The sequence below is a fragment of the Inquilinus sp. CAU 1745 genome, assembly GCF_039839375.1.
Lineage (GTDB): Bacteria > Pseudomonadota > Alphaproteobacteria > DSM-16000 > Inquilinaceae > JBDOQU01.
Map to the genome: position 1 here is coordinate 60060 of NZ_JBDOQU010000020.1, position 22067 is coordinate 82126.

The 22067-nt window shown below is 66.0% G+C and carries 22 protein-coding genes; 16 read left to right on the plus strand and 6 right to left on the minus strand.

Translation table 11 applies throughout. From position 1 onward, the window contains the following. Complete coding sequence (araD, locus tag AAFN89_RS19100) at window positions 1–1743, minus strand: L-arabinonate dehydratase (RefSeq protein ID WP_347540813.1); 1743 nt, start codon at window positions 1741–1743, stop codon at window positions 1–3. 240 nt (window positions 1744–1983) lie between these two features. Here araD and AAFN89_RS19105 point away from each other — a divergent pair, with 240 nt between their 5' ends. The 6 genes from AAFN89_RS19105 to AAFN89_RS19130 all read left to right on the plus strand — a co-directional run bounded on the left by AAFN89_RS19105 (window position 1984) and on the right by AAFN89_RS19130 (window position 7619). Further along, entirely contained in the window at window positions 1984–3036 is a 1053-nt protein-coding gene (locus tag AAFN89_RS19105) for a hypothetical protein (RefSeq protein ID WP_347540814.1), read from the plus strand. A gap of 76 nt (window positions 3037–3112) precedes the next feature. Continuing rightward, entirely contained in the window at window positions 3113–3532 is a 420-nt protein-coding gene (locus tag AAFN89_RS19110) for a tripartite tricarboxylate transporter TctB family protein (protein ID WP_347540815.1), read from the plus strand. A 13-nt stretch (window positions 3533–3545) separates the two neighbouring features. Beyond that, on the plus strand, window positions 3546–5048 hold the full coding sequence (locus AAFN89_RS19115; RefSeq protein WP_347540816.1) for a tripartite tricarboxylate transporter permease: 1503 nt from the start codon (window positions 3546–3548) through the stop codon (window positions 5046–5048). A 95-nt stretch (window positions 5049–5143) separates the two neighbouring features. Further along, window positions 5144–6121, plus strand: a complete 978-nt coding sequence (locus AAFN89_RS19120) for a LacI family DNA-binding transcriptional regulator (protein ID WP_347540817.1) — start codon at window positions 5144–5146, stop codon at window positions 6119–6121. A 122-nt stretch (window positions 6122–6243) separates the two neighbouring features. Further along, window positions 6244–6711 carry a cytochrome c gene (locus tag AAFN89_RS19125; RefSeq protein WP_347540818.1) on the plus strand — a complete coding sequence of 156 codons (468 nt, stop codon included), beginning with the start codon at window positions 6244–6246 and terminating at the stop codon, window positions 6709–6711. A gap of 5 nt (window positions 6712–6716) precedes the next feature. Continuing rightward, window positions 6717–7619, plus strand: a complete 903-nt coding sequence (locus tag AAFN89_RS19130) for a cytochrome c (RefSeq protein ID WP_347540819.1) — start codon at window positions 6717–6719, stop codon at window positions 7617–7619. 9 nt (window positions 7620–7628) lie between these two features. On the opposite strand, the gene AAFN89_RS19135 is transcribed toward AAFN89_RS19130, so the two are convergent. Further along, complete coding sequence (locus tag AAFN89_RS19135; protein WP_347540820.1) at window positions 7629–7961, minus strand: hypothetical protein; 333 nt, start codon at window positions 7959–7961, stop codon at window positions 7629–7631. 218 nt (window positions 7962–8179) lie between these two features. Then, a complete protein-coding gene (gene apbC, locus AAFN89_RS19140; protein ID WP_347540821.1) occupies window positions 8180–9304 on the minus strand; it encodes an iron-sulfur cluster carrier protein ApbC in 1125 nt (374 codons plus the stop codon). A gap of 134 nt (window positions 9305–9438) precedes the next feature. Here apbC and hflK point away from each other — a divergent pair, with 134 nt between their 5' ends. From hflK to AAFN89_RS19160, 4 genes are all read left to right on the plus strand, one after another. Further along, entirely contained in the window at window positions 9439–10575 is a 1137-nt protein-coding gene (gene hflK / locus AAFN89_RS19145) for an FtsH protease activity modulator HflK (RefSeq protein ID WP_347540822.1), read from the plus strand. A 2-nt stretch (window positions 10576–10577) separates the two neighbouring features. Next, window positions 10578–11621 (plus strand): protease modulator HflC, encoded by a 1044-nt coding sequence (gene hflC, locus AAFN89_RS19150; protein ID WP_347540823.1) that lies wholly within the window; start codon window positions 10578–10580, stop codon window positions 11619–11621. A gap of 59 nt (window positions 11622–11680) precedes the next feature. Continuing rightward, a complete protein-coding gene (locus AAFN89_RS19155) occupies window positions 11681–11863 on the plus strand; it encodes a DUF2065 domain-containing protein (protein WP_347540824.1) in 183 nt (60 codons plus the stop codon). A gap of 193 nt (window positions 11864–12056) precedes the next feature. Continuing rightward, window positions 12057–13586, plus strand: a complete 1530-nt coding sequence (locus AAFN89_RS19160) for a DegQ family serine endoprotease (RefSeq protein ID WP_347540825.1) — start codon at window positions 12057–12059, stop codon at window positions 13584–13586. Between the two features lie 90 nt (window positions 13587–13676). Here the strand turns inward: AAFN89_RS19160 and AAFN89_RS19165 are convergent, their stop codons facing one another. The 3 genes from AAFN89_RS19165 to serB all read right to left on the minus strand — a co-directional run bounded on the left by AAFN89_RS19165 (window position 13677) and on the right by serB (window position 16663). Continuing rightward, window positions 13677–14636: a class I SAM-dependent methyltransferase gene (locus tag AAFN89_RS19165; protein WP_347540826.1), complete on the minus strand. Its 960-nt coding sequence runs from the start codon at window positions 14634–14636 to the stop codon at window positions 13677–13679. Window positions 14637–14726: 90 nt separating this feature from the next. Continuing rightward, the gene (gene mgrA / locus AAFN89_RS19170) at window positions 14727–15752 is read right to left on the minus strand and encodes an L-glyceraldehyde 3-phosphate reductase (protein ID WP_347540827.1); all 1026 of its coding nucleotides are present in this window, start codon (window positions 15750–15752) and stop codon (window positions 14727–14729) included. Between the two features lie 17 nt (window positions 15753–15769). Beyond that, on the minus strand, window positions 15770–16663 hold the full coding sequence (gene serB / locus AAFN89_RS19175) for a phosphoserine phosphatase SerB (RefSeq protein WP_347540828.1): 894 nt from the start codon (window positions 16661–16663) through the stop codon (window positions 15770–15772). Between the two features lie 66 nt (window positions 16664–16729). Here serB and miaA point away from each other — a divergent pair, with 66 nt between their 5' ends. The 6 genes from miaA to ilvC all read left to right on the plus strand — a co-directional run bounded on the left by miaA (window position 16730) and on the right by ilvC (window position 21931). Further along, window positions 16730–17701, plus strand: coding sequence for a tRNA (adenosine(37)-N6)-dimethylallyltransferase MiaA (miaA, locus tag AAFN89_RS19180; protein WP_347540829.1), 972 nt, complete (start codon window positions 16730–16732; stop codon window positions 17699–17701). Window positions 17702–17816: 115 nt separating this feature from the next. Next, on the plus strand, window positions 17817–19589 hold the full coding sequence (locus AAFN89_RS19185) for an acetolactate synthase 3 large subunit (protein ID WP_347540830.1): 1773 nt from the start codon (window positions 17817–17819) through the stop codon (window positions 19587–19589). Window positions 19590–19646: 57 nt separating this feature from the next. Then, the gene (gene ilvN, locus AAFN89_RS19190) at window positions 19647–20171 is read left to right on the plus strand and encodes an acetolactate synthase small subunit (RefSeq protein ID WP_347540831.1); all 525 of its coding nucleotides are present in this window, start codon (window positions 19647–19649) and stop codon (window positions 20169–20171) included. 54 nt (window positions 20172–20225) lie between these two features. Beyond that, on the plus strand, window positions 20226–20459 hold the full coding sequence (locus AAFN89_RS19195; RefSeq protein ID WP_347540832.1) for a hypothetical protein: 234 nt from the start codon (window positions 20226–20228) through the stop codon (window positions 20457–20459). Then, window positions 20456–20866 (plus strand): type II toxin-antitoxin system VapC family toxin, encoded by a 411-nt coding sequence (locus AAFN89_RS19200; protein ID WP_347540833.1) that lies wholly within the window; start codon window positions 20456–20458, stop codon window positions 20864–20866. The genes AAFN89_RS19195 and AAFN89_RS19200 overlap by 4 nt, the downstream gene beginning before the upstream one ends. 45 nt (window positions 20867–20911) lie before the next feature. Then, on the plus strand, window positions 20912–21931 hold the full coding sequence (ilvC, locus tag AAFN89_RS19205) for a ketol-acid reductoisomerase (protein WP_347540834.1): 1020 nt from the start codon (window positions 20912–20914) through the stop codon (window positions 21929–21931). Window positions 21932–22067 lie beyond the last annotated feature (136 nt).

The following is a 22067-nucleotide window of genomic DNA, read 5'->3' on the forward strand; positions in this document are numbered from 1 at the left end:
TCAGAAGATGTCCGGTTCGCCGGCGGTCCGGCCGAAGCCGCGCTCCAGATAGTCGAAATCGCAGCCCTTGTCGGCCTGGGTCACGTGCTTTGAGAACATGTAGCCATAGCCGCGCTCAAAGCGGGGCTCCGGCCTCGTCCAGGCCTTCCGCCGCTCTTCCAGCTCGTCGTCGGACACCAGCATGTCCAGACGACGGTTCGGAAGGTCGATCCGCACGATGTCGCCGGTCCTGAGCAGGCTCAGCGGTCCGCCGACATAGCTTTCCGGCGCGACATGCAGCACACACGCCCCGTAGGAGGTGCCCGACATCCGCGCGTCGGAAATCCGCAGCATGTCCCGATGACCCTGCTTGATGAGCGCCTTCGGGATCGGCAGCATTCCCCATTCCGGAAAGCCGGGCCCGCCCTGCGGTCCCGCATTGCGCAGCACCAGCACGTGGTCCGGCGTCACGTCGAGATTTTCGTCCTCCACGGCCGCCTTCATTTCGGGATAGCTGTCGAAGACCAGGGCCGGGCCCTGATGGGTGTGGAATTTCGGGTCGCAGGCGGCCGGCTTGATGACCGCGCCGTCAGGGCAGAGGTTCCCGCGCAGGAGGGCAAGCGACCCTTCGTGATAGACGGGGTTCGAGAGGGGGCGGATCACGTCGGGATTGTAGACCTGGGCGCCCTCCAGCGTCTGCCCGAGCGACTTGCCCGTCACCGTGATCGCGGAGGTGTCGAGCCGGTCCTCCATCTGCTTCATCAGCGCGCGCAGGCCGCCCGCATAGAAGAAATCCTCCATCAGGTAGTCCTTGCCCGCCGGCCGGACATTGGCGATCAGCGGCGTCGTGCGCCCCAGCGCGTCGAGTTCGTCGAGCGTCAGGTCCACGCCGGCGCGGCGTGCGATGGCGATCAGATGGACGACGGCGTTGGTGGAACAGCCGGTCGCCATCGCGACGATCGCGGCGTTGCGTACGGCGGCTTCGGTCACGATCCGGTCGGGCGTCAAATCTTCCCAGACCATCTCCACGATCCGCCGGCCGCATTGCGACGACATGCGCTGGTGGCCTGAATCCGCGGCGGGGATGGACGACGCGCCGGGCAACGTCAGCCCCATCGCATCGGCGATGGCGGTCATGGTGGAGGCGGTGCCCATGGTCATGCAGGTGCCGTAGGAGCGCGCGATGCCGCCCTGCACCCCTAGCCATTCCTCATCCGTGATCTTGCCGGCGCGCCGCTCGTCCCAGTATTTCCAGGCGTCCGAGCCTGAGCCCAGGATCTTGCCGGCGAAATGGCCCCTCAGCATCGGCCCCGCCGGCAGGTAGATCATCGGCACGCCGGCGGTGATCGCGCCCATCACAAGGGCGGGGGTGGTCTTGTCGCAGCCGCCCATCAGCACCACCCCGTCCAGCGGGTGGGAGCGGATCGTCTCCTCCGTCTCCATCGCGAGCAAGTTGCGGTAGAGCATCGAGGTGGGCTTGGTGAAGCTTTCGTCGACGGAAAGGGACGGCAGTTCCACCGCTAGGCCACCTGCCTGCGCCACTCCGCGCTTCACGTCGTCCGCCCGTTGACGGAAGTGCCCATGGCAGGAATTCAGCTCGGACCAGGTGTTGAGCACGCCGATGATCGGCCTGCCCATGAATTCCTCCTCGGAATAGCCAAGCTGCATCATGCGGGAACGGTGCCCGAAGCTGCGAAGGTCGTCCGGAGCGAACCAGCGCGCGCTGCGCAGTTCTTTCGGGCTCCGTCTTTTGTGATCAGTCATCCTCGATCTCTCACATCGTGCCATGTCGTCATGTGTATGCGCATTCATAGAAGTGCGTCAATCATCTCGCCCGTTCATAAAGTGTGCACGACGTTGCGGTGACTCCGGCCTTGACACATGGCTGATTCATGTCTCACGGTTATGTATGCGCATACATATAGAGTGGCGCGCTGGATGGGCGTCATGAGCGCCCAGCTCCGCAATTCAAGGCCGCGACAGTCGGCCCGAGGGGAGGACATCATGAAACTGACCCGCAGATCCGTTCTGGCGGCCGGCGCTGGAGTCGCCGCCACCGTCACGTTATCCAGCCCGTACGTTGCGCGCGCGCAAAGCCTGCCGCGCAACATCCGCATGGTCATCGGCTCGACCTCGACAGGCGGGGACACCTACCAGAACTCGTCGATCGTGGCCGACGCGCTGGCGGAGAAGCTGGGCGTCAACATCCGCGTCGACGCGGTCGGCACGAACGAGGCGCTGAACGCCACACGCCGCGATTCGCGCGGCACGACGATCATGCTTCACCACGACCAGATCTATCTTTCCTACCTCTATGGTGTGCCCGGCATCGGGGACGCCTTCTCCGAATTCGCGATCGGCCCGACGGTCGCCATCAATCCCGGCAACTGCTTCCTCGTGCCGAAGACCTCGCCCTACCAATCCATGGAGGACGTCTTCGCGGCGGCGGCGGGCGGGGAACGCATCCGCGTCGCGATACAGCCCGGCGGCGTTTCGGAGATCGGATTCACCGGAATGCGCAATGCCGCGAACATCCTCAACCCCGGTTCGGAAGCCAACATCGTCCCGGTCAACACCGGCTCCCAGGCGGACAAGAATCAGGCGATGTGGGACGGCCTGGCCGACGTGATCAACGGCTCGATCCAGGCGAACGAGCAGTTCACGCAACTGCCGGAAGACGATCGCACCGCCATGCGCTTCGTCTGGATCACGACCCGTCCGGGAACCCTGGAGCAGGCGCCGGAGGCAGGGATGGGCGGAACCACCCGGGAAGAGATGCTCAAATTCGCCAGCCCGCAGACCAGCGTGACGCTCGATGGCGAGAAGGACTTCACCTTCGACAAGGAGTTCTTCCTTCTCTTCAACAAGGAGATGGACCCTGGCATTTCCTCAACGATCGACGAGGCGCTGACGGAGATCTACGCCGTCGGGGAAATCCAGCAGCGCCAGCTCCAGGCGTTCTTCATGCCCAACTACCTGCCGCAGGCAGAGGCGGCGGCATATCTCATTGCCAAGCGCGACACTGCCGCCGCGGTGATCGAGGAAATGAAGAGCTGATCCTTCGCAGGATCTGGCCCGGCCCTGCAAAACGGGCCGGGCGCGCCTCGTCATGTAGGAAGGAGGAGCGCCGCGGATGGACGGCCTCACGCGCGTCTCGATCGATTTCGAGACCTCTCACCTGGTATTTCCCACCATCATCGGCACCGTCCTTCTGCTTCTCGGGGCGGCGATCGTCGCGACGCGCTGGCGGCGGTTCGCCGGCGCGGCGGGCTATTGGTCCGGAATATTCGCCGCGATGGACAAGTTCCGCTTCTTCGGAACGATCGTCCTGACGCTCGTCTATTTCCTGCTGATGGTCCCGGTCGGCAATTTCTGGCCCAACACGGGCATGGGCTTCCTTCTCTGTTCGATCCCCTATGTGGCGTTGTGCGGGCTGCTTTTCCTGCGGGAAAGGGCGAGGCCCGCCCTGGCGGTGCTCGGCATTGTCTCCATCGTCTCGCCGCTCCTGGTCTGGTGGGTGTTCGCCTACGTCTTCTTCCTGACGCTGCCTTGAGCGGGGAAATTCAATGGATCTGTTCGGTTTCATCACGCCGCTCTTCGTGCTGCTCATCGCGGCCGGAACGGCCCTTGGGATCATTTTCGGCGTCATTCCCGGCCTCACCGCGACGATGGCCGTCGCCGTCTGTCTGCCGCTGACCTATGCGCTCGGGCTGGAGAACGGTCTCGCCCTGCTGATCGGGCTCTATGTCGGGGGCATCTCGGGCGGAGTGGTGCCGGCGATCCTGATCGGCATGCCCGGCACGCCATCATCCGTCGCCACCACCTTCGATGGCTATCAGATGGCGCTTCAAGGCAAGGGCGAGCAGGCGATGCGCATCAGCATCATCGGCTCTCTCTTCGGCGGTCTGGTCTCGCTCGCGGCGCTGTACCTCTTCACGCCCTTCCTTGCCGATTTCGCGATCCGCTTCTCTTATATCGAGAAGTTCCTGATCATCCTGCTCGCGCTGACCGTCATGGGCGCGCTCTCGCGCGACATGCTGCTGGGCGTCTTCTCCGGCTTCCTCGGCATCTTCGTGAGCCTCATCGGAGTCTATGACGTCACGGACGGCGGAAACGGACATTGGCGCCTGATACCGCCCGGCATGGAAGACATCCTCTACAGCGGCTTCTCGCTGCTGCCGATGCTCATCGCGCTCTTCGGGCTGACGACGGTCCTGGAGGAGGCGGAGATCGGCATGCCGAAGGGCCAGTCCATCCGGGAGCTGGAGAGCGGCTCCAGGTCCAGATTCTCCTGGTCCATATTCCGCGGCCAGACGCTCAACCTCATCCGCTCTTCGGGAATCGGGACGTTCGTTGGCATCCTGCCCGGCATCGGCGGCTCCGCCGCATCGATCCTGGCCTATACGGCCGCCAAGACGACTTCTTCCCACCCTGAGACCTTCGGCAAGGGCGAGCCCGCCGGCGTCATCGCTTCGGAGACGAGCAACAACGCGCTGACCGGCGGGGCGCTGGTGCCGCTGCTTTCGCTCGGCATTCCGGGGGATTCGACGACGGCCCTCCTGATCGGCGCCTTCACCCTTCAGGGCATCCAGGTCGGTCCGCTGTTCATCGGTCAGCATCCGGACACATGGAATTCGATGATTCTCGCGATGCTGCTCGCCAACGTCGTCACGTTCGTCCTGATGTACTACGCGATCCGCTGGTTCTCCCTCGCCGTCGCCATCCCGAAGGCGATCCTCTATCCAGTCATCCTGATGATGTGCGTGATCGGCGCCTACACGATCAACTACGGCATCATGTTCGACGTCTGGACCCTGCTCGTCTTCGGAATCCTCGGCTGGGTCGGCGTCAAGCTGGGGCTCGAGGTCGCTCCCTTCATCATCGGCTTCATCCTGGGGCCTTCGGCCGAGATCTATTTCGTGAAGAGCCTGGAATCCTTCGGCGACCTGACGATCTTCTTCACCAAGAGCTGGATCGCCGTGTTCCTGTGGCTGCTGATCGCCGGATCGATCGCCGTCTCGATCATCATCAGCCGCCGCGATCGCGGAGGGATCGAAGACGCGGTCTGATGCTTGCCTTCCGGCCAGGGTGAAGAAATAACTTCCCTATGACAGCGGAAGAAACCCCAGCGCGCACACGCCGCCGCCCATCGGACGCCGTCACCATGGAAACCGTCGGCCGGCTGGCCGGCGTCTCACAGGTGACGGTGTCCCGCGCCCTCAGCGATCCTTCCAAGGTGTCGCCGAAGACGCTCCGCAAGATCCGCGAGGCGATCGAGGTGACGGGCTTCGTGCCCAACGCGCTTGCCGGCGCGCTCGCCTCGCGGCGCAGCAAGCTCATCAGCGCGCTGGTGCCTTCGATCACCAACATCGTCTATTCATCGGTGATCCAGGCCTTCACCGACGGAATGCGGGGGCACGGCTACCAGATCCTCCTGTCGGAGACAGGCTTTGTCGCGGAGGATGAGGAAGCGCTGATTTCCCTTCATCTGTCGCGGCGACCGGACGCCATGCTGCTGGTGGGAATCCATCATACCGCCATGGCTCGCAAGATGTTGCTCGGCGCGGGGATCCCCGTGGTCGAGGTCTGGGACATCACCGACTCCCCGGTCGATCTGTGCGTCGGATTCTCCCATGTCGAGGCCGGCCGAGTGGTCGCCGAGTTCGCGCATGAAGCCGGCTATCGGCGCGCCGGCACCGTTTCCGCTGGGGACGAGCGGGCGTTGCGGCGCAAGACGGCGTTCGCGGATCGGTTCGCCCAGCTATCGGGCGCCCCGGTCTCCGACGTGACGTTCCAGGGGTCGGCGAGCCTCGCGCGCGGCCGGGAAGGTCTTGCCCGGCTGGTCGAGGAACAGGATTTTTCGCAAGGCGTCATCTTTTGCAGCTCCGACCTGCTGGCGCAGGGGATCATCATCGAAGCCGGCTCTCGCGGTCTAGCAATTCCCGACCAGATCGCCGTGATCGGCTTCGGCGACCAGGATTTCGCCGCGCATGTGGAGCCGAGCCTGACCACCGTCCATGTGGACTACAAATCGCTTGGCCTGACGGCGGCGAAAGCGATCCTGGGCAGGCTCGATGGCAGCCGGACGGCTCCCCCCGTCACCGATCTTGGCTTCGATATCGTGCGGCGGCTTTCCGCGTGACCTGACGCGACCGTGATCACTCTCCCTTCCGGCGCCGTGTTAGCTTTACCCGTGACGCCTGCTGCCCGGCCCCCGAAAGGCCGGCTCCGGCGTCGACAACAACGGAAGAATGGGAGGATTTGATGCTGAAGCCCCTCGCCATCTCGGCCCTTGCCGCCGCCGCCATCGTCGGGTCGGGCGCGTTTTTCCCGGGCGTCGCCCAGACGCCGGAGGAAATGGTGGAGACCCGTCAGGACGCTATGGAGACCTTGGGCGACTCCGCCAAAACCACCGCCAAATTCATCCAGGGCGAGGCGGGCACCGTGGAGGATGTCCAGGCCGCGGCCGCCGATATGGCGGAGGTCGCGCCCCGTCTGCCCGACCTGTTCCCCGAAGGCACCGGGCAAGGCGTGGACGATAGCGATGCCTTGCCGGCGATCTGGGAAAATCCCGATGATTTTGCGGAGCGGGTAGAGGCTGCGCAGGCCGCCATCGCCGATTTCCAGCCGGCGGCCGAAAGCGGCGATCCGCAGGCGATCCGCGCTGCATTTGCCGTCGTCGGGCAGGCCTGTAGCGGCTGCCATGACAATTTCCGCGCGGAGGACGACTGACCGCTGTGGCCTTGTCTCGCGCGATGATCCCGGCCGCGTCGCTGCTGTTTCTCGCCGGCGGCGCGGCTTGGGCGCAGGAGGTGGAACTCGATCCCGCGTCCGACGATCCGGTGGCGCGCGGGGCCTATATCTTCGCCGCCGCCGGTTGCGCCGCCTGCCATACCGCGGAGGAGGAGGGGGCGCGGCCCCTGGCCGGCGGCCGCGCTCTGTCGACGCCGTTCGGCACCTTCTACAGCCCGAACATCACGCCCGATCCCGAACATGGCATCGGTGACTGGACGGAGGCCGATCTGGTGCGGGCGCTGAGGGGAGGGGTGTCGCCCTCGGGCGATCCCTACTACCCGGCTTTCCCCTACACCAGCTACACCGGCATGACGGCGACCGATATCGCCGATCTCTGGGCCTATCTGCGATCCGTGCCGCCGGCCGCTGTCGAGAACCGGCCTCACGATTTGTCCTGGCCCTTCTCATGGCGCTTCCTTCTGCCGGTCTGGCGGTCGATGAATTTCGAGCGCATCCCGCCCGAGGCCGCGGCGGTGCGGGCGGAGCAAAGCCGCGGCGCCTATCTGGTCGAGGCGCTGGGCCATTGCGCCCAATGCCACACGCCGCGAGGCCCGCTGGGCGGGCTTGACGAGGATCTCCATCTGGCCGGGGCGGAAGACGGGCCGGGCGGCGAGGTGGTGCCCAACATCACCCCCCATGAGGAAACCGGGATCGGCGGCTGGAGCGCCGACGATCTGACCTTCTTCCTGGAGATCGGGATGATGCCGGATGGCGATTTCGCCGGCGGCGAAATGGCCGACGTCATCTCCGAGACGACGAGCCGCCTGACGACCGAGGACCGGGCGGCGATGGTGGAATATCTCCGCAATCTACCGCCGATCGAACACGCCGTCGGCGGGGAATGAAGCCGGATTTCAGGGGACGCTGAGGATGCGGGTCCCGCACAAATCGATGCCCCAGAACTCGTGGGGCGTTCCCGTCGCGTCCTCCACCCTTATGTCGAAGAAGCAGTCCCCTTCGGGATTTTCGATCTGGACCCAGATGTCCTGGCCAGGATCGATGCCGGAAACGTCCAGCCGGTCGCCGCGCCAGCGCTTGGAGAACATGGGCGAGACATAGACGGAGGACACTTCCACATCGCCGGTATTGCGAAGGTAGAAGCCGTTCCGGTCCGCCTGCGCCGCGCCTGAAATCGCGATGACCCCGGCCACTACCGCCAACGTCCATCCTGGAAGTCCGATACGCATCAAACTCTCCTCGCCGGTCCGGCCTGCTTGCCTTCCGTCCGCAGGTCCGCGCCGCCGGCATCGGTGCCAAATGATTCGATTGCCGGCCTTTCCCCAGCCGGTTTCATGACGACGATGTTATGCGGAAAGAATAAGACCTCATTGCGGCGGCCCCACCCTCATGGTGAGGCCGTCGAACCATGTCGGCCCCGGCCCTTCGACAAGCCCCAAGCTGCCGCCTACTGCACCAGGATGCGCGGGGCGGCGCGGCCGGTTTCTTCCGCCGACAGCGCCTCCCATACCCGTTCGGCGATCGCCCGGTAGGCCTGGGCGTGCGGGCCGTCGGGCTGCGACATGACGATCGGATTGCCGCTGTCGGAAGTCTCCCGAATCGCCAGGTGCAGCGGTATCTCGCCCAGGAACGGGCAGCCCAGCCGGGCGGCCTCCGCTTTCGCGCCGCCATGGCCGAAGATGTCGTGCTGGCTGCCGCAATCCGGGCAGACGAAATAGGACATGTTCTCGATGATGCCCAGCACCGGCACGTCGACCTTGCGGAACATGTTCAGCCCCTTGCGGGCGTCCAGCAGCGCGATGTCCTGAGGCGTCGAAACGATGATCGCGCCGGCCAGCGGCACCTGCTGAGCCATGGTGAGCTGCGCGTCGCCGGTGCCTGGCGGCATGTCGACGACCAGCACGTCCAACTCGCCCCAGTTCACGTCCCTCAGCATCTGCATCAGCGCCGACTGGACCATCGGCCCGCGCCAGATCATCGGCGTTTCCTCCTCCACCATGAAGCCCATCGACATCACCTTGATGCCGAAATTCTCCATGGGGTTGAGGGATTTGCCGTCCGGCGAGGTGGGCTTGCCGCGCAGGCCCATCATCCGGGGCATGGAGGGGCCGTATATGTCCGCGTCCAGAAGCCCGACCTTGTGCCCGTTGACCGACAGGGCCAGCGCCAGATTTGCCGCCGTGGTCGATTTGCCGACCCCGCCTTTGCCGGAGGCGACCGCGATTATGGCCTTCACCCCCTCGACCGCGGCCTTCTGACGCGCCGGCGCCGGCCGTGCTTGAGGAGGAGGCGCCGCCGATTGCCGGGGCGCGGCCTGCGACGGGCGTTCGGCGGTCAGGACGGCGGTGACCGAAAGCACGCCGGGAATCGCCTTGGCGGCATCCTCTGCCGCCTGGCGCAGCGGCTCCAATGCCGGGCCGCGCTGCGGGTCGACCTCTATGGAGAAGAGGACGTGGCCGTCGCGGACATGAAGGCCTGAAACCATCTTCATGCTGACGATGTCGGTTTCCTGCCCCGGCGCGCGGATATCTCCCAGCGCCGCCAGTATCTGGCTTTCCGTCACCTCGGCCATGGTTGAAAACCCATCCTTTCAAAGATATTCCGGTGGAACTTCTGGACCGCGGGGCGATCGCTTCTGATATAAGGCCCTAGCTTGGCGATAGAAAGAACCGGTTCCCGTGCGAACCGAGGGAGTGGGATCAAGGTATGCCTTGGAACAATCAGGGTGGTGGGGGCGGCGGCCCCTGGGGGTCTTCCGGCGGCGGTGGCGGCGGAGGGCAGAACCCCTGGGGAAGTCGCGGCGGCGGCAGCGGCGGCCCCTCGTCTCCGGACCTGGAGGATATGCTGCGCCGGGGGCAGGACCGCTTCAAGCGGATCATGCCGTCCGGCTTCGGCGGCGGACGCGGCATCGCCTTGGCGATCCTCGCGATCATCGTCCTCTGGCTGGCCAGCGGCATCTACCGCGTGCAGCCCGATGAACGGGGCGTCGTGCTCCGCTTCGGCGAATATGTGCGCGACGCGCAGCCGGGCCTGAACTACCACCTGCCCGCGCCGATCGAGACGGTCCTGACCCCGTCGGTCACCACCGTCAACCGGATCGACATCGGTTTCGTCGGCGCGATCGAGGGGCGTAACGCCTCGGCCCGCGACGTGCCGGAGGAAAGCCTGATGCTGACCGGCGACGAGAACATCCTGGACATCGACTTCACGGTCCTCTGGCGCATCTCCGACGCGTCCAACTTCCTGTTCAATATCCGGGAGCCGGAGGAGACGGTGAAGATCGTCGCCGAAAGCGCGATGCGGGAGATCATCGGCCAGACGGAGCTCCAGCCGGCCATGAACGAGGCGCGGGCGGAGATCGAGATCCGGACCCGGGACCTCGTCCAGTCGGTCCTGGACGACTACAATGCCGGCATCGAGGTGACGCAGGTGCAGCTCCTGGACGTCGCGCCGCCGGATCCGGTGGTCGACGCGTTCGACGATGTGCAGCGCGCCCTCCAGGACGGCCAGAGGCTCCGCAACGAGGCGGAGGCCTACCGCAACGACGTCATCCCCCGCGCGCGCGGCGAGGCGGAACGGATGATCCAGGAGGCCTCGGCCTATCGGGAGCAGGTGATCAACGAGGCGCTCGGCGACTCACAACGCTTCACCTCGGTCCTCAACTCCTATGAGGCGGCCCCGGAAGTCACGGCGGAACGCTTCTATATCGAGACGATGGAGGATGTCCTCCAGGGCACCAACAAGGTCATCATCGGCGACGATGCCGGCGGCGGCTCGGGCGTCGTGCCCTACCTGCCGCTCGATCAGTTGCGGCGTCGCCCGGCGACCCAGGAAGGTCAGTGACCATGAACCGGAAATTCGCCATCCTCGGCGTGCTCGTGGTCCTGCTCGGCCTCCTCGCCACCCAGTCCTTCTACATCGTCGACGAAACCGAACAGGCGCTGGTCGTGCAGTTCGGCGATCCGGTCGACCAGGTCGTCGAACCCGGCCTGAACTTCAAGATCCCGTTCATCCAGCGCGTCATTCGGTATGAGGACCGCATCCTCTCCCTCGATCCGCCGGCCGAGCAGGTGATCCTGGGCGACCAGCGCCGCCTCGTGGTCGACAGCTTCGCCCGGTTCAAGATCGTCGATCCGCTGATGTTCTATCAGGCGGTGCGGACGGAGGAGACCGGCCGCGAGCGGCTGGCCCGGACCGTCAATTCGGCCGTCCGCCGGGTGCTGGGCAACACCACGCAGATAGAGATCCTGTCCGACCAGCGCGCCCGGATCATGGAAGAGATCCAGCGCCAGGTGAACGAGGACGCGCTCAGCTTCGGCATCGATATCATTGACGTCCGGCTGGGCCGGGTCGACCTGCCGGAGGAAACCGAGCAGGCGGTGTTTGAAAGGATGCGTTCCGAACGGGCGCGGGAGGCGGCGGAGTTCCGGGCCGAGGGCGCGGAGCAGGCGACCCAGATCCGCGCCCGCGCCGACCGCGAGGCGACCGTCCTCCTGGCCGAGGCGGAGCGCGAGGCGCAGGTGCTGCGCGGCGAGGGCGAGGCCCAGGCGATCACCATCCTGGCCCAGGCCTACAACGCCAATCCGGAGTTCTTCACCTTCTACCGGACGCTCCAGGCCTACCGGAACGCGCTGGGCAGCGAGGAGACGACGTTCGTCCTGTCGCCGCAGAGCGAGTTCTTCCGGTTCTTCGGCGATGTCGATCCGGCCGAGGCCGTCGGCGCGTCGGGCGGGGCTATCTCCGTGACCCCGTCGGAACCCGCGGAAGAAGGCTCGGCCGCGCAGGCGCCGGAACCGGAAACCGCTCCGCCCGGCCCCACGGAAGAAGAGTCCGCCGGGCAGCCGCCGGAAGAGCAAACCATTCCCGCGGCCCCGACGGAAGCCGAGTGACGAGGGGAGGGCGGCGGTCTTCCCGAAGGACCGCCGCCGCCTCGCTCTAGCGATCCCGCATGTCTGATTTCCTCACCGCCATCGCCCTGGTGCTGGTCATCGAGGGGCTGTGCTACGCCGTCGCCCCGGAAGCGATGAAGCGGATGGTCGCCTCGGTCATGACGATGCCGTCGGCCAGCCTGCGAATCGCCGGGCTGGTGGCGGCCGTTCTGGGCGTGGCGCTGGTCGCAGTCATTCGTTGACCGGCATTCGTTGACCGGCGCCCGCTGACCCGCCTTGATGACGCCGCGATTGCCGACGAAGCTGGCGGCTTCTGGCAAAGTGGGTTGACCCGCCGTTCCGAAACGCCAACATCCCTTGAAAGCGGGACAGGCGTCGACGGCGCGTCGCGAAGAAGCCGGCAGGGACCGGCGCAACGGCAGGGAGAAGGCAGGTATGGGGCGTCGGTTGGGGTCCGCTGGACAAAGGGTTTCCTCGCTCGCCACAGCGCGGCGATTCGACACCTCGATCTATCTCCGCGCCTTCCTGGCCCTGCTTGTGCTGGCGACCGCTCTTGGCCTCTCCTCGCTCGCGCGGGCGCAGAACGCGCCGCAGAGCTTCGCCGATCTGGCCGAACGGCTTTCGCCGGCCGTCGTCAACATCTCCACGACGCAGACCATCGACCAGCGGCGCTTCGAAGGCCCCGACATCCCGCAATTCCCCCCGGGCTCCCCGTTCGAGGAATTCTTCCGGGAGTTCTTCGACGAGCGCGGGCGCATCCCGAACGGCCCGCCGCAGCGCGCCACCTCGCTGGGCTCCGGCTTCATCATCGACGCGTCGGGCTATGTCGTGACCAACAACCACGTCATCGCCGGCGCGGATGAGATCAACGTCATCCTCCAGGACGACACCTCGCTGACGGCCGAACTGGTCGGCGTCGACGACAAGACCGACCTCGCGGTCCTCAAGGTGGAGACCGATGAGCCGCTGCCCTTCGTTCCCTGGGGCGACAGCGACGTGATGCGCGTCGGCGACTGGGTGCTGGCGATCGGCAACCCGTTCGGCCTTGGCGGCACGGTGACGGCCGGCATCATCTCCGCCCGCGCCCGCGACATCAATGCCGGCCCCTATGACGATTTCCTCCAGACCGACGCCTCGATCAACCGGGGCAATTCCGGCGGTCCGATGTTCAACCTGGCGGGTGAAGTGATCGGCATCAACACCGCCATCTTCTCCCCCTCCGGCGGGTCGGTCGGCATCGGCTTCGCCATCCCGTCCTCCCTGGCCCAGCCGGTGGTCGAGCAGCTTATCGAGTTCGGCCGTACGCGCCGTGGCTGGCTCGGCGTACGCATCCAGACTGTGACCGATGAGATCGCGGAGAGCCTGGGCCTCGATTCCGCGCGCGGCGCGCTGGTCGCCAGCGTCACGCCCGAAGGCCCGGCCGAGACGGCGGGGATCGAGGCGGGCGACGTGATCCTGGAATTCGACGGCCAGGAGGTGGAGGAGATGCGCCGCCTGCCGCGCCTCGTCGCTGAAACGGCGGTCGACCGGGAGGTCGAGGTCGAGATCTTCCGTCAGGGCGAGATCAGGACCGTGGAGGTCGAGCTGGGCGAGCTTGAGGAGGCGGAGGAGCAGGGCCTTCTCTCCGCCGACGGCTCAAGCCCCGACACCATGGTTGAGGAGAACCTCCACACGCTGGGCCTGACCCTGACCGCGCTGACCGAGGAGACGCGGACCCAGTACAATCTGGCTCCCGACCTGGAAGGCGTGCTCATCACCAATGTCGAGCCCGGCAGCGCGGCGGCCCAGAAGGGGCTGCAACCCGGCGAGGTGATCGTCGAGGTCGGCCAGGAGCAGGTCGCCGAACCCGCCGACGTCGCGACCAGGGTCGCCGAAGCCCGCGACGCCGGCCGCAAATCCGTCCTCCTCCTCCTCGACGGCCCCGGCGGCATCCGCTTCGTCGCCCTCAACGTCGAAACCGGCTGACACCCCCACCCCAACCCTCCCCCGCTTAGCAGGGGAGGGAGCCTAAACCCTCACCTAACCCTCTCCCACAAGGGGAGAGGGCTAACAACTTCACCTTCTCCCCTTGTGGGAGAGGGAGGGACCCGCGGAGCGGGAGGGTGAGGGGTGGTTTGCCGACGCCAGCACCATGTGCAGCGTGTCGACCGGCCGTTCCGGCACCACGCCGGGAACATTGATCCCGATCCGGTCCAGATAGGAATCGATCAGCACCCGCGTGTTCAGCCGGTCCCGCGCCCGGAGCCCGTGATCCCGAAGAAATCCGGACAAGAGCGCAGGGTCGAGGCGCCAGCGGATCGGCTCTCCGATAGCCTCGGCCGCTTCCGCATAGCGGCGGGCCAGCGGTTCCGTCTCCAGCGATGGCTTCGACATGAAGGTGAAGATCAGCCGCCCCTGCGCGCCGATCAGCGGCCGGAAGGATCCGAACAGGCGCGCCACAGCCTCCGGCGGCAGATATTCCAGCACGAACTCCGCGATCAGCAGCGTCGGACCGCTGCTCTCCGATAGCACGGCCTCCAGCGGCGTGATGGCGAGGTCGGCCTCGACGAACGCCAGATTGTCCGGAATCCCGGCCACTTGCGCCGCCAGCCGCCGCTTCACCCGCTGCGTCTCCGTCCGGTCGACCTCTATGAAGCTCGCAGCAGGGAAGGCCGGGGCCAGCCGCAGGGCGAGCGTGTCCAGCCCGCCGCCCAGGACCACGACGCGCCGGATTCCATCCTCCAGCGCCCGCCGCGCATGATCCTCGATCCAGCGTTTCCGCCAGACGACGCTCGTAAGCGCCGTCGCCGCGACGCCGCCTTCCGCCAGCACTACCCGCTCCACGGCCGGCCAGTCCGGCGTCCGTTCCATCAGCGCGTCGCCCTCCCGCGCCGCCAGACGGTAGAGCGGTTCGGCGAACGGGTCGCGGAAGGCCTTCGCGAAGGCGGGGTGGCGGGCCGTCAGGGCGCAATAGGCGCAGACCATCAGCGCCGTGCGGCTGACGGCGGGATCGATCGGGTCTGGCAGGAAATGCATCGGATCGTCCTTCCGGGGCGGACTGTCGCGCCGCCCGGAAGGATCGGATCATGAAGGAAGGGGGATGCGCGATCCCCCACGATCGGGGGATCAGACGGCGCTCGACCGCGCCCAGAGGTTGATGCCGCCTTCGGTTGCGAACCGGTCGATCTCCGCCAGCTCCTCCGGCGTGAAATCCAGCTTCTCCAGCGCCGCGACATTGTCGTCGATCTGCCGGACGCTCGACGCGCCGATCAGCACGGAGGTCACCCGCCGGTCCCGCAGTACCCAGGCCAGCGCCATCTGCGCCAGGCTCTGCCCGCGCTTGCCCGCGATCGCGTCCAGCCCCTGGATGCGCTTCAGGTTATCGTCGCTCAGCAGGTTGGGCGACAGCGACTTGCCCTGCGCCGCGCGGCTCTCCTCCGGGACGCCCTTCAGATATTTGTCGGTCAGCATCCCCTGAGCCAGCGGCGAAAAGGCGATGCAGCCGATTCCCTCCTGCTCCAGCGCGTCCAGCAGCCCATCCTCCACCCAGCGGTTCAGCATGGAATAGGAGGGCTGGTGGATCAGGCAGGGCGTGCCCAGCGACCGCAGGATCGCTGCAGCCTCCCGCGTCTTCTCCGCGGAATAGGAGGAGATGCCGGCATAGAGCGCCTTGCCCGACCGGACGGCGTGGTCCAGCGCCCCCATCGTCTCGTCCAGCGGCGTCTCCGGATCGAAGCGGTGGGAATAGAAGATGTCGACATAGTCGAGCCCCATCCGCTTCAGGCTCTGGTCCAGGCTCGCCAGCACATATTTGCGGCTGCCCCATTCGCCGTAGGGGCCGGGCCACATGTCGTAGCCGGCTTTGGTGGAGATCAGGAGTTCGTCCCGATAGGGCCGGAAATCCTGCGCCATCAGCCGGCCGAAATTCTCTTCGGCGGAGCCGGGGGGCGGCCCGTAATTGTTGGCGAGGTCGAAATGGGTGACGCCCAGATCGAAGGCGCGGCGCAGCATCGCGCGCTGGCTCTCCAGCGTGCGGTCGCCGCCGAAATTGTGCCACAGCCCCAGTGACAGGGCGGGCAGCTTCAATCCGCTGCCCCCGCACCTCTTGTAGGGCATCGACTGGTAGCGATCGTCGGCGGCCAGGTATGGCATGGGAGTTTCCTCGAGACTCAGGCTTCGGGGGTGGCGAATTCTTCCGCTCGATACCCTTGCGCGTAGAGCAGGGCGGTCAGGTCGCCATGGTCGATTCGGACGTGCGCGGCCGCCCGGACGGAAGGCTTGGCATGGTAGGCGACGCCCAGGCCCGCCGCCAGCAGCATCGGCAGATCGTTCGCCCCGTCGCCGACCGCCAGCGTCTCCGCCGGCGACAGGCCGCGCGCGGCGGCGGCATCGGTCAGCGTCTTCAGCTTGTGCTCCCGGCCCAGGATCGGATCGCCGACGGTTCCGGTCAGCCGGCCGCCCTCGACATGCAGCACGTTGCCCTCGTCCTGGTCGAAGCCCGCCATCTCCCGTACTCGTCCGGTGAAGAAGCGGAAGCCGCCCGATACCAGCATGGCGTGCGCGCCGTTCGCCCGCATGGTGGCGGTCAGAATCCGCGCCCCCGGCATCAGCTCCACCATCGCCAGCGTCCGCTCCAGCAGGTCCGCCGGTCGGTCCTTCAGCATCGCCACCCGCTCCCGCAGCGCGCCGGCGAAGTCGATCTCCCCGTTCATCGCGCGGCGGGTGATGGCGGCGACCGCTTCCCCGATGCCGGCCAGCGCGGCCATGTCGTCCAGCGTCTCTCCGGTGACGATGGTGGAATCCATGTCGGCGATCAGCAGCTTCTTCCGCCGGTTCGCCGCCGGCTGCGCGATTGCGTCGACCGGCCGGCCGTCTAGCGCCGCCTCAGCCCGGTCCCGCGCCTCGGCGAGCCCGATCCCGGTGAAGGGCACGTCGCACGCCGCATTCGCCGCCAGCCAGCCTGTCGGCCCCGTCTCCACGCCCAGCGCGACCGCGACCTTCCTGACAGTCGCCTCGTCCAGATGCTGGGCGGGCACGGCGATGAGCGTTAGAACCTTGTCCATGATGCCTGATCGTTATGAAAACGCCGCCCGCCTTATGCCCGACCGTCCGGCCCCAGGAAAGGGTCGATGACCGGAACCCCCCGGATCGGCCGGGACGTCCTGGTCGTCGGCGGTCCGACCGCCAGCGGCAAGTCGGCCCTAGCGCTGGATCTCGCGCGCCGGTTCGACGGAATCGTCGTCAATGGCGACGCGCTCCAGGTCTATCGCGACCTCCGCATCCTGTCGGCCCGGCCGGACCCGGCGGACGAGGCGGCGGTTCCCCACCGCCTCTACGGCGTGCTGGACGGATCGGAGCGCTGCACCGTCGCCCGCTGGCGGACGATGGCGCTCGACGCGGTCGCCGGCGCTTTCGCCGAAGGCCACATCCCGGTCGCGGTCGGCGGTACCGGCCTCTATCTGCGTGCGCTGATGCAGGGCATCGCGGACATTCCCGACATCCCGCCGGAGATCCGGCAGTCGACGGCGGAACTTCACGCCTTCCTGGGTGGCGAGGCGTTTCGTGAGGAGCTTGCGCGGCGCGACCCGAAGGCGGCGGCGCGGCTGCATCCGGGGGACAGGCAGCGCCTCGTCCGCGCGTTCGAGGTCATGGCCGCCACCGGCCGTTCCATCGTCGACTGGCAGGCCGCTCCGGGCTTGGCCCCCGATGGGCTGGCCTTCCACTTCATCGGCCTGATGCCGCCGCGCGAGGCGCTCTACGCCGCCTGCGACAATAGGTTCCAGTCGATGCTGGACGAAGGCGCGCTGGAAGAGGTGAGGGCGCTCGAAGCCCGCGGGCTGCCGCCCGACCTTCCGGTCATGAAGGCCGTCGGCGTGCCGGAGCTTCGCGGCCATCTTTCAGGGGAACTGCCGCTTGCCGAGGCTTCGGCGCTGGCCCGGCAGAGCACGCGGCGCTACGCCAAGCGGCAACTCACCTGGTTCCGCCACCAGGCTCCGAAGACTTGTGAAGGCGGCAATGTGCATAACAGCCATACCGTAAACGCGCAATATTCGGAAAAATTGCTGGATGAAATCTTATCGAATATTCGATTTTGCGATTGACGCACTGCATCATCCCGACTAGCTTGCCCTTCCCTTCAAGGTCAGCCTTGGGTGGTAGTCCAATCAAATCATGGAGTTATCGGCCGTGCGACGGCCGTGTCGAGGGTAGATGATCATGTCCGACCAAACGCTGAACGGCGCCGAAATCGTCCTGAAGTCCCTGGCGGACCAGGGCGTAGACGTTATTTTCGGGTATCCCGGCGGCGCGGTCCTTCCGATCTATGACGCGCTGTTCAAGCAGAACGCCGTACGTCACATCCTCGTCCGGCACGAACAGGCGGCGGTACATGCAGCCGAAGGCTATGCGCGGTCGACCGGCAAGGTCGGCGTGGTGCTGGTGACCTCCGGCCCCGGCGCGACCAACGCGGTCACCGGCCTGACCGACGCGCTGATGGATTCGATTCCCGTGGTCTGCCTGACCGGGCAGGTGCCGACCCATCTGATCGGCAACGACGCCTTCCAGGAATGCGACACGACCGGCATCACCCGGCCCTGCACCAAGCACAACTATCTGGTGAAGGACGTGAACGCGCTGGCGCGCACGCTGCATGAGGGCTTCTACGTCGCCCGCAGCGGCCGGCCCGGCCCGGTGGTGATCGATATCCCCAAGGATGTGCAGTTCGCCGACGGGACCTACGTTTCGCCGGAAAGCGTGACGCACAAGACCTACCGCCCGCAGGTCCAGCCCGACATGCGTCGGGTGGAGGAGGCGGTGGCCGCGATGGCGCGGGCGAAGAAGCCGATCTTCTATACCGGCGGCGGAATCATCAATGCCGGCCCCCGCGCGTCTGAGCTTCTGCGAGAGCTGGTGGCGCTGACCGGCTTCCCCTGCACCTCGACCCTGATGGGGCTGGGGGGCTTCCCGGCGGCCGACAAGCAGTTCCTGGGCATGCTGGGAATGCACGGCACGTACGAAGCCAACCTCGCCATGCATGGCTGCGACGTCATGGTCAATATCGGCGCGCGGTTCGATGATCGCGTGACCGGCAAGATCAGCGCCTTCTCCCCCGGATCGACCAAGATCCATGTCGATATCGACCCGTCCTCCATCAACAAGAACGTGCGGGTCGACATCCCGATCGTCGGCGACGCCGCCGCCGTGCTGGAGGCAATGATCAAGGTCTGGAAGGACCGGAAGTACAAGGCTGAGAAGCTGGCGCTCTCCGACTGGTGGGCCCAGATCGACCTCTGGCGGGCGCGGGACTGCCTGCGCTTCACCCAGGACAGGGGCGACGACGCGATCATCAAGCCGCAATACGCCATCCGCCGGCTGGCGGAGAAGACGGCGCAGCGCGACGACGTCTTCATCACGACGGAGGTCGGCCAGCATCAGATGTGGGCCGCCCAGTTCATCCCGTTCCAGAAGCCCAACCGGTGGATGACCTCAGGCGGCCTCGGCACCATGGGCTACGGCCTGCCGTCCGCCATGGGCGTCCAGATCGCCCATCCCGACGCGCTGGTGGTCGATGTGGCGGGCGAGGCGTCGATCCTGATGAACATCCAGGAGATCGCGACCCTGGTGCAGTACCAGCTCCCGGTGAAGGTCTACATCATCAACAATCGCTGGATGGGCATGGTGCGCCAGTGGCAGGAACTGCTGCATGGCGAGCGCTATTCGCAGAGCTATTCCGAAGCCCTGCCGGACTTCGTGAAGCTGGCCGAAGCGTTCGGCGCGGTCGGCCTGCGTGCCACCAAGATGGGGGAACTCGACGGCGTCATCGATGAGATGCTCGGCACCCGCAAGCCCGTCATCGTTGACGTCAACGTCACGCAGCATGAGAACTGCTTCCCGATGATTCCCGGCGGCGCGGCGCACAATGAGATGATCCTGACGCCCGCCGACAAGACGGAGCAGCAGACCTCGGAGGAAGGCATGGTCCTGGTATAGGCGGCCCCGCCTACGCCCTCCCAATGCCTGACAGAAAATAAGAACGGACCTCTACCCATGCCTCCCGTCGAACCCGTGGAACGCCACACCATCTCCGTGCTCGTGGACAACGAACCCGGCGTCCTCGCCCGCGTCATCGGCCTCTTCTCCGGCCGCGGCTACAATATCGAGAGCCTGACCGTCGCCGAGGTCGTGGCCGGTGAACATCTCAGCCGCATCACCGTCGTCACGTCCGGCAGCCGCATGATCATCGAGCAGATCAAGGCGCAGCTCGACCGGCTGGTGCCCGTCCACCGCGTCTCCGACCTGACCGACGAAGGCCCGTTCGTGGAGCGCGAGCTGGCGCTTCTCAAGGTCGTGGCGACCGGAGAGAAGCGGATAGAGGCGCTCCGCATCGCCGACATCTTCCGCGCCCGCGCGGTCGATTCCACCCATGAAAGCTTCGTCTTCGAGGTGACCGGCTCGTCCGACAAGCTGAACGCCTTCACCGGCCTCATGGCCCCCCTCGGCCTCGTGGAAGTCAGCCGCACCGGCGTCGTCGCCATCTCCCGCGGCAAGGAAGGCCTCCAGGGCGGCGATTGACAGGACCGAACGTCGGAACGTTTAATGCTATCAAACTTGATAGCGGAGGCTGCGGTGGCGCAGGTCGTCGTTCGAAACCTGGAAGACAGGGTCGTCCAGAATCTGAAGATCAAGGCTGAGCTTCACGGGCATTCGTTGGAACAGGAACTGAGGGATATATTGAGCGACGCCGCAAAGCTGAGCCGGGAAGAGCGGCTCAGCATCATAGATCGCATTCGCGCGATGGCGCCCGCTCAAACCTCCGACAGCGCCGATCTCGTTCGCGCTGATCGGGATAGCCGGCGATGATCGTGGTGGATGCCAGCGTCGTGCTGAAATGGTTCTTTCCGGAGGATGGCACCGAGGAAGCTCGTTCATGGGTCGATCGCGCAGTTCCGCTGATCGCGCCCGATCTGATCGTGCCGGAGGTCGGAAATGCCGCCTGGCGGAAACAGCGCCAGGGGGAAGCTGCCCCTGAGATGGTGTCGTCCATAATGCGCGAAACGCCCAATCTTCTCAGTAAGATCGTCCCCACCGTCGAATTCGGCCAGGAAGCAGCCGCACTCGCCATGAGCATTGATCATCCGATCTACGATTGCTTCTACGTCACGCTGGCGGAGGAGTACGACACCCAGGTCCTTACCGCCGATCGTCGGTTCATCAACAAGCTCGCAGGCACACGCTGGGCGAACCGGATACAAAGCCTGGTCGGCTGATCCGCCTCCATTCAACAAGCACCTAGGAAAGAAGAAGGAAAGACAATGCGCGTTTACTACGATCGCGATGCCGACGTTAACCTGATCAAGGCCAAGAAGGTCGTCATCGTCGGTTACGGCAGCCAGGGCCACGCCCACGCCGCCAACCTCCGCGACAGCGGGGTCAAGGACGTTCGCGTGGCGCTGCGCCCGGAATCGCAGACCGTGAAGAAGGCCGAAGAGGCGGGCTTCACCGTCATGAGCCCGGCCGAGGCCGCCGCCTGGGGCGACGTGCTGATGATGTGCACGCCCGACGAGTTGCAGGGCGACATCTATCGCGACCATCTGGCGCCGAACATGAAGGAAGGCGCGGCGATCGCCTTCGCCCACGGCCTCAACGTCCATTTCAACCTGATCGAGCCGCGCGCCGACCTCGACGTGTTCATGGTCGCGCCCAAGGGCCCCGGCCACACCGTGCGCGGCGAATATGTGAAGGGCGGCGGCGTGCCCTGCCTGATCGCCGTCCACCAGAACGGTTCGGGCTCGGCTTTCGATATCGGCCTCTCCTACGCCAGCGCCATCGGCGGCGGCCGCGCCGGCGTCATCGAGACGACCTTCAAGGAGGAATGCGAGACCGATCTGTTTGGTGAACAGGTGGTCCTCTGCGGCGGCCTGACGGCGCTGATCCAGGCCGGCTACGAGACGCTGGTCGAGGCCGGTTACGCGCCGGAGATGGCCTATTTCGAATGCCTGCACGAGGTGAAGCTGATCGTCGACCTGATGTATGAGGGCGGCATCGCCAACATGCGCTACTCGATCTCCAACACCGCCGAATATGGCGACTACCGCACCGGCCCGCGCATCATCACCGATGAGACGAAGGCGGAGATGAAGCAGGTGCTGGCGGAGATCCAGAACGGCGTCTTCACCCGCGACTGGATGCTGGAGAACAAGGTCGGCCAGACCAGCTTCAAGGCCACCCGCCGCCGCGCGGCCGAACACGACATCGAGAAGGTGGGCGAAAAGCTGCGCGCCATGATGCCGTGGATCAGCCAGAACAAGCTGGTCGACAAGGCGAAGAACTAGGAACCACCCCCACTGAGCAACCGGAAAGAGGGGTGACAAGTTAGCCCGGAGACATGGGTTACAGGTTTTGTGGTTTGTTCTGTAGCGCATGGGGTCTGGACGGCCGTCCAGACCCCATGCGCATGAATCCTTGCCT